The sequence below is a fragment of the Achromobacter sp. PD1 genome, assembly GCF_048541815.1.
In the GTDB taxonomy this organism is placed as follows: domain Bacteria; phylum Pseudomonadota; class Gammaproteobacteria; order Burkholderiales; family Burkholderiaceae_B; genus Achromobacter; species Achromobacter bronchisepticus_A.
The window spans coordinates 5,360,399-5,374,962 of sequence record NZ_CP183349.1 but is presented as its reverse complement, the minus strand read 5'-3'; the positions used below and the strand labels follow the sequence as shown (position 1 = coordinate 5,374,962).

The 14,564-nt window shown below is 67.2% G+C and carries 16 protein-coding genes; all 16 read right to left on the bottom strand.

Annotation, left to right across the window (positions count from 1 at the left end; all coding sequences use genetic code 11):
- Positions 1–186 precede the first annotated feature (186 nt).
- Positions 187–903 carry a hypothetical protein gene (locus ACM1PE_RS25265; RefSeq protein ID WP_003454888.1) on the bottom strand — a complete coding sequence of 239 codons (717 nt, stop codon included), beginning with the start codon at positions 901–903 and terminating at the stop codon, positions 187–189.
- Positions 904–983: 80 nt separating this feature from the next.
- Positions 984–1,448 carry a hypothetical protein gene (locus ACM1PE_RS25260; protein WP_003454889.1) on the bottom strand — a complete coding sequence of 155 codons (465 nt, stop codon included), beginning with the start codon at positions 1,446–1,448 and terminating at the stop codon, positions 984–986.
- A 103-nt stretch (positions 1,449–1,551) separates the two neighbouring features.
- Positions 1,552–1,944, bottom strand: a complete 393-nt coding sequence (locus ACM1PE_RS25255; RefSeq protein ID WP_003454890.1) for a hypothetical protein — start codon at positions 1,942–1,944, stop codon at positions 1,552–1,554.
- 25 nt (positions 1,945–1,969) lie between these two features.
- The gene (locus ACM1PE_RS25250; protein ID WP_003454891.1) at positions 1,970–2,221 is read right to left on the bottom strand and encodes a hypothetical protein; all 252 of its coding nucleotides are present in this window, start codon (positions 2,219–2,221) and stop codon (positions 1,970–1,972) included.
- 807 nt (positions 2,222–3,028) lie between these two features.
- The gene (locus ACM1PE_RS25245) at positions 3,029–5,071 is read right to left on the bottom strand and encodes a DNA topoisomerase III (RefSeq protein WP_003454892.1); all 2,043 of its coding nucleotides are present in this window, start codon (positions 5,069–5,071) and stop codon (positions 3,029–3,031) included.
- A gap of 277 nt (positions 5,072–5,348) precedes the next feature.
- Positions 5,349–5,798: a single-stranded DNA-binding protein gene (locus ACM1PE_RS25240; protein WP_003454893.1), complete on the bottom strand. Its 450-nt coding sequence runs from the start codon at positions 5,796–5,798 to the stop codon at positions 5,349–5,351.
- Positions 5,795–6,346, bottom strand: coding sequence for a DUF3158 family protein (locus ACM1PE_RS25235; protein WP_003454894.1), 552 nt, complete (start codon positions 6,344–6,346; stop codon positions 5,795–5,797). Before ACM1PE_RS25235 ends, ACM1PE_RS25240 begins: the two co-directional genes overlap by 4 nt.
- The gene (locus ACM1PE_RS25230; protein WP_003454895.1) at positions 6,343–7,122 is read right to left on the bottom strand and encodes a PFL_4669 family integrating conjugative element protein; all 780 of its coding nucleotides are present in this window, start codon (positions 7,120–7,122) and stop codon (positions 6,343–6,345) included. The genes ACM1PE_RS25235 and ACM1PE_RS25230 overlap by 4 nt, the downstream gene beginning before the upstream one ends.
- A gap of 229 nt (positions 7,123–7,351) precedes the next feature.
- Entirely contained in the window at positions 7,352–8,602 is a 1,251-nt protein-coding gene (locus ACM1PE_RS25225; RefSeq protein ID WP_003454897.1) for an STY4528 family pathogenicity island replication protein, read from the bottom strand.
- Between the two features lie 3 nt (positions 8,603–8,605).
- Positions 8,606–9,166, bottom strand: coding sequence for a DUF2857 domain-containing protein (locus ACM1PE_RS25220; protein WP_003454899.1), 561 nt, complete (start codon positions 9,164–9,166; stop codon positions 8,606–8,608).
- A gap of 12 nt (positions 9,167–9,178) precedes the next feature.
- Entirely contained in the window at positions 9,179–10,840 is a 1,662-nt protein-coding gene (locus ACM1PE_RS25215) for a ParB family protein (protein ID WP_003454909.1), read from the bottom strand.
- A complete protein-coding gene (locus ACM1PE_RS25210; protein ID WP_003454921.1) occupies positions 10,833–11,090 on the bottom strand; it encodes a hypothetical protein in 258 nt (85 codons plus the stop codon). Before ACM1PE_RS25210 ends, ACM1PE_RS25215 begins: the two co-directional genes overlap by 8 nt.
- Positions 11,074–11,940 carry a ParA family protein gene (locus tag ACM1PE_RS25205; RefSeq protein ID WP_003454923.1) on the bottom strand — a complete coding sequence of 289 codons (867 nt, stop codon included), beginning with the start codon at positions 11,938–11,940 and terminating at the stop codon, positions 11,074–11,076. Before ACM1PE_RS25205 ends, ACM1PE_RS25210 begins: the two co-directional genes overlap by 17 nt.
- A gap of 40 nt (positions 11,941–11,980) precedes the next feature.
- Positions 11,981–12,199, bottom strand: a complete 219-nt coding sequence (locus tag ACM1PE_RS25200; protein WP_003454927.1) for an AlpA family transcriptional regulator — start codon at positions 12,197–12,199, stop codon at positions 11,981–11,983.
- Between the two features lie 141 nt (positions 12,200–12,340).
- Positions 12,341–13,099 carry a hypothetical protein gene (locus tag ACM1PE_RS25195; protein ID WP_003454930.1) on the bottom strand — a complete coding sequence of 253 codons (759 nt, stop codon included), beginning with the start codon at positions 13,097–13,099 and terminating at the stop codon, positions 12,341–12,343.
- A gap of 539 nt (positions 13,100–13,638) precedes the next feature.
- Complete coding sequence (locus ACM1PE_RS25190) at positions 13,639–14,547, bottom strand: LysR family transcriptional regulator (RefSeq protein ID WP_012761385.1); 909 nt, start codon at positions 14,545–14,547, stop codon at positions 13,639–13,641.
- Between the last annotated feature and the right edge of the window lie 17 nt (positions 14,548–14,564).

The window sequence follows — 14,564 nt, the reverse complement described above, 5'->3', positions numbered from 1 at the left end:
AGCACGGCGAACCGTGCCGCAGCCTCGAAGGTCTCGACTGCCTGGGCATGCTTGCCGGCAACGCCAGCGAACATGCGAGCAGCGTGCGTCAGGCGTGGGCCAGCGACGCGGGGGAATCGGCACTGCGCGTCCACCGGCTTCGTCCAGAAAGAATACGAGCCCCGCGTGGGGGCTCGAAAGGTGGTGTCAGTCGTCGTAGATCGGCAGGCCGTCCAGCACCTGCGCATCGGCATCGAAGACCAGCATGCGCACGTCGGCGAGCGCGGCCAGGTGCAGCACGTGCATGAGGGATTCCGGCATGCCCTTCTTGCGATGCTCCTGCATCAGCCGCTTGGCCGTGATGCCTTCGACCACACGCAGGTTCTCGTCGGTCCAGGGCGTGGCGATCAGCTTCAACCCAATGGCCGGGCTGTACGGGATGCGGAAGGCGACGAACAGGAACAGCGTCGGCGTGGCGATGTCCGCCAGCTCGGCGAGGAAGCGATGCGCGTCGACGTCGAGGTGCGCGCTGCTGATCTCCCAGCACCGGCTGTAGTAGCCGGTCTCGAAGCGCAGGCGCTGCACGACTTCGCGGGCTGATTCCTCGGAGTAGGTATCGCCCACGTGCAGCGGCTTGCCTTCTTCCTCGGCCATGACGGCATAGACCACGTTGCGGGCGAGGCCGTGACTGCGGCATTGCGCTTCCAGCTCGGCAGGCACGGCCTGGTCTTCGGTGATTAGCGCGAAGTCGTCCGAGAAGACACAGCTACGCCGTTCGATCTGGCTGTCCGGTAGATTCGACTGCGAGGGATGCAGCGGCAGGTAGGTCAGTGGGCAGTCGTCATCGTAGGAGATGGCGAGCAGCCGCTCGACCGACAGGCCATCGTAGCCGCGGATAAAGGGATTGTTGTTCGAGTAGGACATGGGATTTCTCCAGCAGAGGATGGCCGAGGCGATCCCCTGCTGGGGATTGAACCCCAGCGGGTGGATAAAGTGGCAGCCGGTCAGTCGGCAGCGGTAGAGGACGGGTCGCCCAGCGCCTTCAACAGGTCGAGCAGGCCGCCATTCGCAAGCTGGTACAGGCGGTTGTAGTCGTCGCCGGTCGGCGCCTGCTCCAGGCGATCCAGCCGCGCATCCAGGTTGAGGATGCTCTGGTGCACGTTGCGGGCGATGCTCAGCGCGGAAGGTTTTCCGGCCGGCTTAGGTGCATCGAGCACCGAAAGGACTTCAGCGGGCGATGGGTAGCGGCAGTCGGGTCCGTACTCGACCGGGAACACCTCGCGCCCGGTCAATCCGGTATTCGGGGTTCCGCTGCTGACATGCAGCACATACTCGTCGGGCACATCATTGCCGGCGTAGTCGAGCACCACGATGCGCGGCTTGCGCACGTCGGCCGGCCAGCCTTCAAGGATGACCGCATCGATGTCGTCGTCGGTCACGAGCAGACCGATGGAAAAGTCAGGGGACATGAATCACTCCTTTCAAGAAAAGGAGGGACATGGCCCCATGCAGGGACGCATGTCCCTCGTGGGGTGGGAAGAAAAGAAGAACGTCGGCAGGCCGCAGCGCGGCTCACCAGCCGTTGTAGTTCAGCGTCAGGTCGGCGACGACCTTGCGCCGTTCCAGGTCGAGGCCGCCCAGGTCGGACAGACCCTCGAAGCCGCAACGCTTGAGCATCGCACCGCCCTCGCGGGCGTTGTAGAAGCTCACCATCGCGGACAGGAACATCCGCTGGCCGCTGCTCAGGACGCCGAGGGCATCGTTGAGCATCAGCAGCTTCGGCCGCAGATCCCACTTGGTGGTGGCACGCTGCAGGCCTTCGCGGGTGCCGTCGCCGAACCATTCGGCTCCGGCGATGTCGACGCCGCGTTTCCACGCCTCGAAGAAGGCTTGGGGCGCGGCGGCGAAGTGCTGGTGTTCCAGCTCGATCTGATCAAGTACCTCTTGAGGCAGGGCACGGTTCATGACATGGGCTCCTGGTGGTTGGACATCACGGGTGGAGGCGCTGCTGCCAGCGGCCCGTTTGCAGGGCGTGCTCGGCGGCGTGGTGCGAGCGGAAGTAGCTGACCGACTCCCGCGAGACCGGGCCGTCCGCATCGGCGGTGCCGATGTAGTGGCCGGCTGCGCTGCACAGCACTTGCAGGGGCAGGCGCTTGCCGACGCAGGCCAGGGCCTGGTAGCCGATGGATTCGGCTCGGGCCTGTTCAGCACTCAAAGGTGCCGATGCGAGCGCAAGGGACATGGTTTTCTCCTGTTGGTTGAAGACCGGGAGCACCACGCCCTGACGGGAGCGGATACCTCCCGAAGGGTTGAACATGAAAAGCACCCGCGTCGTGGCGACGCGCGTCCGCGGTGGTCGGTGCGAAGCGGACTGGATCGGTCAACGCGGCGAACCGCGTTGCAGCCTTGAGGACCGGGGCTGCCAGGGCATGGTGCTGACGACCGTCAGCGACACATGCGGGAAGAATGAAAGCGCGGCGGCACTCCGTCGCTGATCAAACGGAACCGAACGCCGTCCAGTTTGGGCCGAGCGCTGGCAAGAGCAGCGATGCACGATTCCGTTCGCCCACGACAAAGGCGCCGAAGCCTCGCAAGGCTTCGGCTGGAGAGAAATCAATCCACCTGTGGGCTGCAAGCAGGCCAGGCCATCGTCAAAGCCATTCGCTGCGTCAGCAATCTCACCCGGCCCGTTTCGTGGCTGGGGCCGGCATCCTCTGGCGTGTATCCACACACAAAGGGAACCCGTTGTTCCGCCGGCGGGCACCGGCACCGAATACCGTCGACCGCAAACGGTCTCCTGACACCTCGCAGCCTTGCGGGCCAAGGCGTCAGGAGACCGCTCGCGGATGGACGGAAGCACGTCGATCAGCGGAATCGCGGCGAGCGCGATTCGATGGAACAATGACCTTCTCGCCCTGCCAGCCGTGATCGGCCCGTGCAGGACGCGCACACCGTTGCAGAAGGGAACGCGCGCTGGGGAGTCCCGCGAGGCGCGGGAGGTTTGCCCCGCCGTCGGCAGCAGCCGGCGTGGCAGAGGGAGATGGGGGCGTCAGTTCGCCCTGGGGCGCCGACGCGGTGGGCCTGATGCACGGCTGGATGCGCCGCGCTTGCCTGCTCCGGTATCTTCGACCGGCTGCGTGCCCTTGCAGTCCGGGTAGCGGCTGCAAGACCAGAACGCGCCGCTCCTGCCGCTGCGCTGGCGCATCGGTGCGCCGCACTGCGGGCAGCTCGGTGCGGGCGGCAGTTTGAGGTTCAGCGTGGCGCCGCGGTACTGCTGCACGAGCTGGGCGACCCAGCTCGATTGCTTGGCGATGAAGGTGTCCAGCGTCATCTGGCCGACCTCGATCATGTCCAGCGCCTGCTCCCACACCGCCGTGGTGCCCGGGTCGGCGATGGCCGCAGGCACGGCGTCGATCAGCGTGAAGGCGGCATCCGACGCGCGGATGGACCGACCCCTCTTCAACAGATAACCGCGGGCCAGCAGCCCGCTGATGATGTTGGCGCGCGTGGCCTCGGTGCCAATGCCCGTGGTGTCCTTGAGCTTCTGCTTCAGGCGCGGGTCGGTCACGAGCTTTGCGACGCCCTTCATGGCCTTGACCAGCTCGCCTTGCGTGTAGGGCTTGGACGGCAGCGTCTTCAACGCCTTCAGTTCGACCTGGCCGACCTGGCAGGCGGCACCTGTCTGCAGCGCCGGCAACACCTGTCCGCGCTGTGCATCCTCACCGTCACCGTCACCGTCACCGTCCTCGGGCTCAGGCGCCGCCAGCACCTGGCGCCATCCGGCCACCGCGATCTGCTTGCCGACCGCCACCAGCGACTGCCCGCCGCACGTGAGCTGCGGCACCGTCCGGTCGAACTCGTGGTGCGGCAGGAACTGCGCGAGGTAATGGGCGCGGATCAGCCGGTAGACGGCCAGCTCCTTGTCGCTCATCGCCGAGAGATTGGCCGGCTCCAACGTCGGAATGATGCCGTGGTGCGCCGTGACCTTGCCGTCATTCCAGGCCCGCGAACGCTGCTGGCGGTCCAGGCGGTCGATCAGCGGCCGCAGACCGGGATCGGTCTTGACCAGGCTGTCGAGGACGGCCGGCACCTCGGCCAGCATGCTCTCGGGCAGGTAGCCCGAATCCGAGCGCGGATAGGTCGTTGCCTTGTACGTCTCGTACAGCGCCTGGGCAATGTCCAGCGTCTCCTGCACGTCGAGGCCCAACTGCTTGGAACACACTTCCTGCAAGGTGCCGAGGTCGAACGGCAGCGGCGGGCCTTCGCGCACGCGCTCGGTCTCTACCGACAGCACCTGGGCGGTGCCGGCCGCGCGCAGGCGTTCGGCGGCCTGCTGCGCCACCGGCTGCTGCAAGCAGCGGCCGGCGTCGTCGGTGCTGCCCTGTGGCGGCGTCCAGCTTGCAACGAAGGACTGGCCTGCATGCGAGAGCGCGACCTCGATGGCCCAGAACGGCACCGAGACGAAGCGTGCGATCTCGCGATCACGGTCCACGACCAGCTTGAGCGTCGGCGTCTGCACGCGCCCGACCGACAGCACGCCGTTGTAGCCGGCCTGGCGGCCCAGCAGCGTGAACAGGCGGCTCAGGTTCATCCCGATCAGCCAGTCGGCACGCGATCGGGCGAGCGCGGAGAAGTACAGCGGCAGTGTCTCGGCGGACGGCTTGAGCGTGCCCAGGGCCTTGCGGATCGACGCATCGTTGAGCGCCGACAGCCACAGGCGCTGGATCGGGCCGCGGTAGCCGCACAGCTCGATGATCTCGCGGGCAATCATCTCGCCCTCGCGGTCGGCGTCGGTCGCGATCACCAGTTCGCCCGCCTTGGCGACGAGCTGCTGCACGACCTTGAACTGCGCCGCGGTCGCCGCCTTGGGCTCGACACGCCAACGCTCGGGAAGAATAGGCAGTTGCTCGATGCCCCAGCGCTTGTACTGCTCGCCGTAGCCTTCGGGCGGAACCGCTTCGACCAGATGACCGATGCACCAGGTCACGACGACACCCGCACCGCTGTAGCAGCCGTTGCCGCGTTGGCCGGCGCCCAGCACACGGGCGATGTCCTTGCCCTGGGACGGCTTCTCGCACAGGAACACGCGCATGAAGCCTCCTTGGAAGTGTGCGGTCATCGGATGGCCCCAGCTTGGCCGGGCCAGCGGATGACGGCAGCAAGGAAGCCGATTGGCGCAGACACCGCTTTGTGATCGGCAGGCGATGCGTTGCCGCAGCGGCATGCGCGAAGCCGCAACGGCTGGCGCAGCGGGAGCGTCGTTTCGGGAGGGCGGCTGGAACCCGGTGGAACACCCTGGAGCTATCCCCTGGGGATAGCTGGTGCATGGCGGGCGTCTGACGGTTGCTACAGCCGCCCCCTGCGGGGAATCAGCCCTTGGCCTTGGTTTCCTTCGACGCCTTCGTCCCCTTGGTCTCCTTCGGCGGCGGTACTGCGGCCTCGGGTTCCAGCGTCCTGGCGCTGAGGGTCACGGCCTGGATGCGGTACGGCAGAATGCCGATGCGGCGGGCCTCGATCTTGAAGGTCGTGCGCTCGTTGTCGTCGGCGTCCTCCCACTCGTCCTTCACCGTGCGGCCTTCTACCAGCACGCGCATGCCCTTCTGGTACAGGTCTTTCCAGTGGTCGGCGTCGCGGTGCCACAGCTCCACCGGCGCCCAGAAGCCGCCGCGGTCCTCGAATTCACCGTCCTTCTTTGGGATCGGGTTGTCGAAGTAGACGTTCAGGCGCAGCAGCCGGCGCGGCTCGTCGTTGCCGTTAGGGAATTCGCGATAGTCCGGCGCGGAACCGATGTTGCCCTCGCCGACGAAGTGCGTGCTCATGGAGACTCCTTGGGGGTGGTGGATGGAACCGACGCGGCATGCCCGTGGACACGTCGCAGGTAAGCCGCTTCGGCCTGCGCGGCCTTGCTGGCGCACTCCTGGGCCTGGCGGCCCAGCGTGTGAAGGAGGCTGATCTGCATGTTCAAAGCGATGCGCTGCAGCTCCATCGCGTACAGGTCGTCGATCAGCGAGGCCGGCGTCGCCGGGCGGTCGAGCAGCGATTCCCACAGCGCCACGCCCATGGAAGAACGGTCGTGGTTGCGCCAGCGCAGGAAGGTCGTGCCTGCGCCAGTGGTCTGCTGGGCCAGTTGCACGTCGAGCAGCGAGAAGGGGTAGGCCCGCGCCTGTTGCAGCACGCGCCGCTGCGCCAGCCCGATTAAGTCGTCGCGCAGCGCCGTGCACTGGTTGGCCCAGGCCTCCAGACTCCCCTTACCTTTAAAAGGCTGTAAAAGGCCTTTTAGGTAGGAGCCGTGTTCCAGGCGCTGGAAGTCCGCCTGTTCCAGCGGCAGGAAGCGCGCCGGTTGGCCGGTGGAAGACGATGCTGTCATGCCTTCGTGCCTTCGCCGTCATGGTCGTGGTCGTCGTCCGCCACGTCGGCTGCGCCAGCGCTGGGTGCGGCATCCGCGGCTGTACCAGGCTTGCCCGACCGCCGTGCGATCGGTGGCGCAAAGCGCGAGCGGCGCGTGCCTTCGAGCACGTCCTGCGGCAACTCGCCGAACTTCTCCAGCGCCGCCCGCGCCACCGCGTTCTTCGAGGCGAAGTCGTCGCGCGTCGCGCCGGAGTAGCGGTACTGCTGTGCCAGCGAGAACAGGCTGCGCAGCGCATGCGCGCCGTCGTTGAGCCAGCGTTCCAGCGTGCTGCGGTCGATCAGCGCGGTGTGGTGGGCGAGGATCAGCTTGCGGGCCAGGTCGTCGTAGTCGGCCAGCAGGTACACCGCCATGAAGCCGAGCTGCGCATTGACGAACAGCGGCAGCTTCACGGGCTGCACGTTCATGTTCTCGCCCAGCGACAGCGCGGGCGGCACGTCGGCCAGCGCCTGGTCCACCTGCTCACGCAGCGCCTGCAAGCTGTCCTTGGTCTGCGTCAGCTTGTCCTCGATGCGCAGCATCCAGAAATCCGAGTAGGGATCGTCCTGCTCGGCGCCGCGCTTCATCTTGTTCATCACGCTGATGTATCCGTTCAGGCCGATGATCCCGGGCCGGCCCTCGGCAGGCGCTCGGCCATGCCAGATGCGTGAAGCGTGGTGGGTGTGCAGCGTCAGCGACATCGCGCTGCGCAGCGATCCGAGATTCAACTGCAGGGGCGGCTGGGATTCATTGGCCATGGTGACGACTCGCGGTACGGGAACGAGCCGCCAGCATCGGCATCGCCCGGAAGGGCGTCAGTCAACAAACCGCAGCGGGTGCGCTCCCGGTTGTCGCCCCGGAAGGTCGCGTGTTCCGTCTATCCCCAGGGGATAGGTCCGCGCCGGGCTGCGACCGTGCGACGCATGACAGAACCGAAGCCGATGCCTGGAAGGCTTCGTGTCCCAGCTATCCCCTGGGGATAGCTGCTCAGGAATCGCCCAGGGTTGAACGCAGTTTCGCCAGGTAGGCCCGCGCTGCCTCGCGGCCAGGGCCGTTCGGCGCGGGCGGTGGCGGTGCAGACGGTGCCGGTGCGGCTGGCCGTGGCGGCGGCGCAGGCGGCGTCGATGGCGAACCGCCTTCGCCGGCCCAGGCGTTGAACTCGCCGCGGATCGCCTTCTGGATGATGCCGAACAGATAGCCGGCCGGGTTGCGTACCGCGCTGTTGCGGCAGCGCGCATCCCATTCGTCCAACACCGCCTGCCGCAGCGACTCGTCCACCTGCTGCAAGGCCACCATCGCGCCGCTTTGCTGCTCGTCCTTCAAGCGCAGCAGGCGCTCGGGCAGGCGCAGGTGCTGCAACGACTTCGCGCGCGGTACTGTACGTACTTGATTTATACGATCCATACGTACAGTACGGTCCTCCTTCGGATTCCGAAGTGAGCCGTCTGGCGCGGATTTCAGCCCTGCTTCGGATTCCGAAGACGGGCCTTCGAGATTCCGAAGCAGGCCGTCCTGGCCTTCTTCGGATTCGTGATCCACAGGCGCTTGTGGATAACTCGCGTCCGCCCATTCGTTGCGCGCCATGCGCTGTGCCAGCACCTGCAGCCGCGTGGGCAGCGTGCGGCCGTTGAGCATCGGGTCTTCGGCGATCTCGCGCAGGGTGTTCATGCCGACGATCTGCACCGCCTTCGCCGCATGGGTCAGCGCCTGGCCGACCAGGCCGAGGTAGTCGGGGTCGAGCTGCATCGCCTCGAAGGGTGTCAGCGGTTCGTCGTGCAGCATGTAGAGGTTGCTCAGGATGCGCCCGGTCTTCGGGTCGCGGCGCCGTCGCACCAGGCTCAGCCAGCGCGTCAGCCGCAGCAGCGTCAAGGCGCGCGCCACGGTCTCGTGCGAGGCCTGCGCCGCGCAGGGCATCGAGGCGAGGTAGGGGCGAAGCTGGTCGTAGGTCGGGAACGCCGTCACGCCGTCGCTCTGGAGCTGCAGGCGGAGCACCTGCCAGGCGTTGCGCTCCAGCGGCGTCAGGCGCCGGTCGAGGAACAGCGCACGCGGCACGCTCTCGTGCCGGTTGCCGCTGTAGAGGAAGCCGTCGCTGACCGGCGCGGCCGGCGATGCAGCAGCAGCGCCGCGCGGGGCTGGCGGTGTCGGTGGTGCCCGTGGCACCAGTTCCCGCAGCGCGTCGTCGAACAGTGCCGACAGCGCCACGGGGCCATCGCGCCGGGGTGCGCCGCCGGTCGCCATGGCCTACACCAGCCCCTGGTCGATCCAGTTGCGTATCGCCGACCAGATCACCGACATCGGCAGGTTCAAGGTCTCGGCCAGGTCCATGGTCAGCGTCAGCATCGCCACCTCATCGTCCAGCGCGATGCCGCGCTCCATGACGCCGGCCTTCCACTGCTTCCACAGCGCCGTGTCCTGCGCCTCGTCCAGCACCGGATGCCGCCCCTTGCGCTTGGGCAGGCCGAGGATGTCGCGGCGCAGGGCCACCTCCTGGTGCGTAAGCCCGTAGAAGCGGCTGACCATCTCCGTGCTGGCGCCCAGGCGCAGCATGCGGTCGACCGTCGCGATCTCTCGCTCCACGTCGTGCACTTGGCTCAGCAGCCGCTTCAGCACATCGCGGTTCACCGACACCGAACACCACGACACCGTGGCGTTCACCAGCATGCTCACGAGTTCGGGGTGCTTGAGCGCGTCCAGCTCCTCCTCGCCGAAGCCCATCGCCTTGCAGCGCCGCAGTTGCCCATTGCGCAGGTCGTGCAGCGCCTGTGCGATGACGGCCTGGTTGAGCGGATGCGGTGCCGACATGATGGCCTCTGCTCAGGCGCCGTGGCCGGGGTTGCTGGAGGCCGCGCCGGTCTCCAGATCCAGCAGCCGGCGCGCCATGCGCAGCAGCCGGAACAGCTTTACCAGCCCGGCATCGCTCAGGCGCGGATATGCGCCGCCGCCATGCAGCAAGGCCGCCAGGTCGTCGGCCAGCCGGGCGCCATCGAAGCCGGGGGCGGGTCGGGGCGCGGCGCACAGCGCATGCAGCAAGGTCAGCACCGCACACGCGAACGGAGGCAATGCGCGCACCGCCGGGGGCGCCACGCAGACGAAGCCCATGCCGCCTTCGCTGGGTTCGACCTGCCCGGCCACGTCGGCTTCCTCGGCGATCTCGCGCGCGAACTGCGCGATGTGCACCCGCAGCCGATCCGGCACATCCAGGCCGGGCTCGATGTACCAGACATCCGAGATGGGGTAGAGCCCGCCCGCCTGCACAGGGATCGCGCGCAGCGCGTCGGCCTCGAAGTCGGGCAGCTTGTCGCCCATCTGATCGGCCACCATGCGCTGGATGGATTGCAGGCGTTCGGTGGTCGGGGCCGGGGACACGATGTGACCCTGCAGGCGTTCGTCATCCTGCTGCATGCCCTTGTCGCTGGCGGCCGGCGTGGAACCGGCCTGCGCAGCCTGGCCAGGGCCAGGCTCCGACGACTGCACCGAGGGGCCGGGCGGCAGCGAAGGCGGTGACGGTGGTCGCGGTGGCCCGGCCGGCACCGCAGGTCTTGCCGCCTGCAGCGGCGCAGGATCGCTGGTCAATGCGCGCTGCCGGCTCTCGCTGTCGTCGATTTCCAGGCTCAGCGTGTCGTAGTCCGCTTCCAGCAGCTCGGCCATCTGGCCGACCAGCTCGTCCTGCACCCGCTGCGGTGAGAAGTTGTCGGGCTGCGTGTCGAACTGCGCCAGCACGTCCTGGAACAGCGTAGCGAAGTCCATCGACAGGTTGCGCCTCAGGGCACGCCGCTCCCAGGTGCGTTCGCAGGCCTTGCGCAGCACCGCGAGCCGTTCCACCTGATGCCGGCCGAGCCCGCCGTACAGCAGCGTGGGGATCGCCGGGAGCAGGTAGTGCACGGCGTCCTGCATGCGGCTGATGTGCGACTGCGGCAGCGGGAAGCCATCGGCCGTAAGCCGCCGCGCCAGCTCGCTCTGCGACAGCGGCTGGCCGCTGTCCCGCCCCATTTCCTGCTCGTAGAACTCGCGCGCCTTCTCCACGCCCAAGGCCCGCTCGATGAAGCTGAGCCCGCCGCGCAACTCGTTCTCGGCCAGGTGCCCGGTCAGCATCACCACTTCGCCGCGCTGCGGCCACGGGCGGAACAGGCAGGGGATGCGGAAGAACCGTTCGTCTTTCGTCTCGCTCCACAGCTCGCGCAGGATCGCCAGGCGCGTGTTGCCGCCGTTGCGGATGATGTAGTGCGGTTCGCCGGGCCGGCGCGTGATCGCGGGCGGCGCATCGAGCCCGCGTTCGCGGATCGAGGCCTTGATGTCCTCGTAGGCCGGGTTGCGCGTCACGCGCGGGTCGTGGTCGTAGGGGCGCAACTGGTCCAGCGTCACCACCATCGGCGTGTCGGCGATGGGGTCGCTCAGGGCCGCGACCGAAGGGCCGTTGCGCTCGAAGCCCGAGGCCAGCAGATTGGCGGCCATGTCCTGCGGCGTCAGGTCAGCCACGGCCATTCTCCTGAGATGCTGCAACACCCTGGGCCGCCTGTCGGTCGGCGCGGCGAAGCTGCGCACGGGCGTTGCGCTCGGCGCGGTGGTCGCTCGCCGTCGAGCTGGTGTAGATCGGCGCGCAGCCTTGCTTCGTGAACAGCAGGTGCCCGCCGCGGGTGCGCACCACCTTCCAACCTTCTCCCAGGGCGAACTCGATCAGCCCTCGCAGCCGCTTGTGGCCGCGGGCCAGGTCATGTGCGCTGGCCATGGCCGGCCCCTCCCGCGTCGCCTCGGCCGGTGACGAGCGCAAAGCGCTCCTGCCACGCCGGGAACAGCTCGCCGGCCAGCGCGCGCATGGTCTCCAATGCGGCAGGTGCCGTGCGGCCCGCCGGCTGGCGGTATTCCACCCGATGCACCGGCAGTCCGCGCGTCGCGGCGCGCTGATAGGCTTCAATCGCCGGCACGTCGGTGTCCAGCACGCGCACGCCAGGCTGCTCCTGGAATACCTGACGCAGCGCCTGCTGGATCAGCCGCGCATTCGACGACACCGGATGCACGCGGTTGATGAGCAGGTGCAGCGGCGGCGGCTCGATGCCGAGGTGGCGGTACGGCGCGATGTCCTCGATGAGTTGCAGCGTGCCGCGCCGCAGCTCGCGCGCCGCGAGGATTTCCGGCGTCACCGGCGAAAGCGCCAAGTTCGAGGCCAGCACCGCCATCTCCAGCAGCACGCTGCGCGCGCCCTGGGTGTCGATCAGCAGCAGGTCGTAGTGCGGCGCCAGCGTGGGCAGCAGGTGGCGCAGCCGCAATCTGCCATCGGGCGCGTGCAGCAGCAGCGTGTTCAGCTCGCCGCGGTCGTCGTTCGAGAGCACCAGGTCAAGCCGCTCGATCGCGGTGCGCGACACCAGTTGCTCGGCGCGCTGCTCGTTGTAGGCCAGCATCTCGTAGATGCCGGCCGGCGCGCGCTCGGCCAGCGTGAAGTAGCTCGACAGCGTGGGCTGCACGTCCAGGTCCAGCAGCAGCACGCGCAGCCCGGTGTCGGCTGCGAAGCCGCCCAGGTTGGCCGCCGTCGTGGTCTTGCCGACGCCGCCCTTGGTCGAAATGATGGACACCACCTGCATGGGCCTCTCCCGGTTGAATGGCATGTACCGAGGAAAAGCGTCAGGCGCGCTCATCGAGGCGATCGGCGATCCACTGCTCGACCTCCGCCGAGTCCCAGCCCACGGCGCGCACGCCCAAGCGCAGCGCCTTGGGGAACTTGCCTTCTTTCATCAGGCTGTAGATGTGCGCGCGCTTGAAGCCGGTTTTGGCCTCGACTTCGGCGCGACGCAGGATGCGGTGCTCGGCCGGCACTGCCGGCGCGGTGGTCTGCGAAGACATGAGAGACACTCCTTGACGCTCACTGGCGCTGTTCGGAAAGTGCCTCGTATTCAATACACCGCGGTCGCCGAAATCACTGCAATTGCAGAAGCAGCGACTGCAATTGCAGTGCGCCGCATCGGCATCATGCTGGCCGCGTCGTCAGCGCGACGCCTCCAGGTGGCGCCGCGCCTGCGCGAGCTTGCTCCACAGCGTCCGCTCGCTGAGACCCGGCCGCCCCTCATGGTGTGCGATCAGCGCGCTGACCACGGCATCCATGCTGCGGAACGACGAATAGGCCGCGCCTGACGGCGAATTGCCCAGCAGCAGCGTCAGCAGTCCGCCGATGATGTTGAGGTAAGTCGTCTCGCTGCGCAGGCCAGGCTCGCGCGCCTGTTCGTCGTTGGCCGCGCGCGTGGCATGTTCCTTCGCCAGTGCTTCGTGCGCGGTGCGCAGCGTTTCATGCACCAGGGCAAGTTCGGCAAGTTGCGACTTCGCTGCTTCGCGATCGGCCAGCAGAATGTTGAGCGTGTCCACGCTCACCGCCGGATGCACCGCGCGTTCGATGCCGTCAAACAAAAACCCCGGCCGATCGCCGGGGTAGAACTGCGACATCCACGCTTTCAAGTCCACGTGGCGCACGGTCAACTCGGGGTCGTCGAGCGCCGGCCGCTGCGAGTCCAGCACGATGCCGGCCTTGCCACCGGGCAATTCGCCATGCGTCAGCGCGTCGAAGATGCGCTCGGCATACAGGCGCAGCAGCGGCCAGCGCGGGAATTCGCCGGGCTCCGGCATGGCACGCTGCTCCAGCGCCTCCAGAATACGCTGCTCGAAGCGCAGGAGACCGCACCAGCGGACGGCCGCCTCGATCGGTCGGTAGTACGTCTTTGCGCCAAAGGCGTGGCTGCTCGATTTCGGCATAACGCGCTCTTCCCATCGTCGGATCGACACATGGCAAGCGCGCGCGGCCCACATGGGCGCAGCGATTGCCCAAAGAACCCGATAAAGCGCGAGCCGGTCGGCATCGTGGTGGACGTTGGGTGCGGCGATGTCGCCGAGCGTTACGCAGGGGGCAAACCTCCTTGCGGTGCCCGCTACACCTCAACCATAATGCACCTGCGAAAAATCTTGTTACCGGCGCAACGGTCTGAAAAGCCGCGCATCCAAGTTCGATCAGGAAGGGATGCCGCGCTTTACCGGAAAACCAGGGCAAAGTTTTCGTAGGAATACGGGCGGGGTAAAGCGCCAATGCGACTTCCGGCTGAGCCGGTTTGCATCCAGCAAGGGCTCATGCGTTCTGCGTCACTGCTGTGACCTCGACAGCTTGAAGGTGCCTTGCTTGATGCCGGGTGGATAGGCCCGATTCGCCATCCATGCCCGTGACGCAAAAGGTCGGCCGCCGATGCAATGCGGGTCAAGGTCCAGACCGAAAGGGAATCGTACCGTCCAAAATCCCCGCGTCACATCGGGCGTTGATCGGTGCCTTGCGGGCGTCCGACACGCTCCACGCGGTCGATGAACTGCCGCAGCGGCTCCATGATTTCGCCTTCGGGTCGCAGTAGATAGGTCGTCAGCGAAGCGGTCTCGTCGGCCAGCGGCCGCACGACGACATCGGCCTGATGGCAACCCGCCAGATGCGCCGCGCTCGAAAAGCCCACGCCGTAGCCGGCGGCCACGAGGGCCAGCATCAGGGAATGGGTCTTGACGTACTCGGCTACCGTCGGCTGCGCATCCACCGTGCGGAGCAGCCGTTCGCGCTGCCGGCTGCAACCTTCGCAGACCTGGGGATCGCACAGCACCAGCGGATAGCTCGCCACTTCCTCCAGCGGCACTTCCTTGAAAGCCAGCAGCGGATGCCTGGCGGGCAAAGCCACCACCAGCGGGTCTCGCCACACCGGCATGGCGACGATGCCGGCGTCCATTTCACCAGCCAATGCAAAACCTGCGTCATACAAGTCGTTGCGCAGTCCAGTCACCAACTGCGCCAGTGGCGTTTCAAATATCCGAATGCCGACCTGTGGTGCCTCCTCGCGGCAAAGCGCAAGCAACGCCGACAAGCGGGCCTGCCCCATGTCACCAGATAGTGCGATGCGCAGCGTGTTCCGCTGGTTCGCTGCGGCGCGTGCCTTGGTCTGCGCTTGCTCGAAGGCCAGCAGTACGCGCCGGGCTTCTTCGAGGAAGACCTGTCCCGCCGGTGTGAGACGAACACTGCGTGGCAAGCGGTTGAGCAGCGGCACCCCTAAATCCGCCTCCATCTGGCGGATCGTGCGCGACAGTGGAGACTGTTCGATGTGCAGCCGTCGAGCAGCCCGGCCGAAGTGCAGTTCCTCGGCTACGGCGATGAAGCAGCGAAGATGGCGTAAGTTCATGCTTTCTCCCTACCGAT

What these genes read in the sequence shown, in the direction of transcription:
- ACM1PE_RS25265 (WP_003454888.1), bottom strand. Translation starts at nt 903, where the DNA reads ATGTCCTACTCGAACAACAATCCCTTTATCCGCGGCTACGATGGCCTG.
- ACM1PE_RS25260 (WP_003454889.1), bottom strand. Translation starts at nt 1,448, where the DNA reads ATGTCCCCTGACTTTTCCATCGGTCTGCTCGTGACCGACGACGACATC.
- ACM1PE_RS25255 (WP_003454890.1), bottom strand. Translation starts at nt 1,944, where the DNA reads ATGAACCGTGCCCTGCCTCAAGAGGTACTTGATCAGATCGAGCTGGAA.
- ACM1PE_RS25250 (WP_003454891.1), bottom strand. Translation starts at nt 2,221, where the DNA reads ATGTCCCTTGCGCTCGCATCGGCACCTTTGAGTGCTGAACAGGCCCGA.
- ACM1PE_RS25245 (WP_003454892.1), bottom strand. Translation starts at nt 5,071, where the DNA reads ATGCGCGTGTTCCTGTGCGAGAAGCCGTCCCAGGGCAAGGACATCGCC.
- ACM1PE_RS25240 (WP_003454893.1), bottom strand. Translation starts at nt 5,798, where the DNA reads ATGAGCACGCACTTCGTCGGCGAGGGCAACATCGGTTCCGCGCCGGAC.
- ACM1PE_RS25235 (WP_003454894.1), bottom strand. Translation starts at nt 6,346, where the DNA reads ATGACAGCATCGTCTTCCACCGGCCAACCGGCGCGCTTCCTGCCGCTG.
- ACM1PE_RS25230 (WP_003454895.1), bottom strand. Translation starts at nt 7,122, where the DNA reads ATGGCCAATGAATCCCAGCCGCCCCTGCAGTTGAATCTCGGATCGCTG.
- ACM1PE_RS25225 (WP_003454897.1), bottom strand. Translation starts at nt 8,602, where the DNA reads ATGGCGACCGGCGGCGCACCCCGGCGCGATGGCCCCGTGGCGCTGTCG.
- ACM1PE_RS25220 (WP_003454899.1), bottom strand. Translation starts at nt 9,166, where the DNA reads ATGTCGGCACCGCATCCGCTCAACCAGGCCGTCATCGCACAGGCGCTG.
- ACM1PE_RS25210 (WP_003454921.1), bottom strand. Translation starts at nt 11,090, where the DNA reads ATGGCCAGCGCACATGACCTGGCCCGCGGCCACAAGCGGCTGCGAGGG.
- ACM1PE_RS25205 (WP_003454923.1), bottom strand. Translation starts at nt 11,940, where the DNA reads ATGCAGGTGGTGTCCATCATTTCGACCAAGGGCGGCGTCGGCAAGACC.
- ACM1PE_RS25200 (WP_003454927.1), bottom strand. Translation starts at nt 12,199, where the DNA reads ATGTCTTCGCAGACCACCGCGCCGGCAGTGCCGGCCGAGCACCGCATC.
- ACM1PE_RS25195 (WP_003454930.1), bottom strand. Translation starts at nt 13,099, where the DNA reads ATGCCGAAATCGAGCAGCCACGCCTTTGGCGCAAAGACGTACTACCGA.
- ACM1PE_RS25190 (WP_012761385.1), bottom strand. Translation starts at nt 14,547, where the DNA reads ATGAACTTACGCCATCTTCGCTGCTTCATCGCCGTAGCCGAGGAACTG.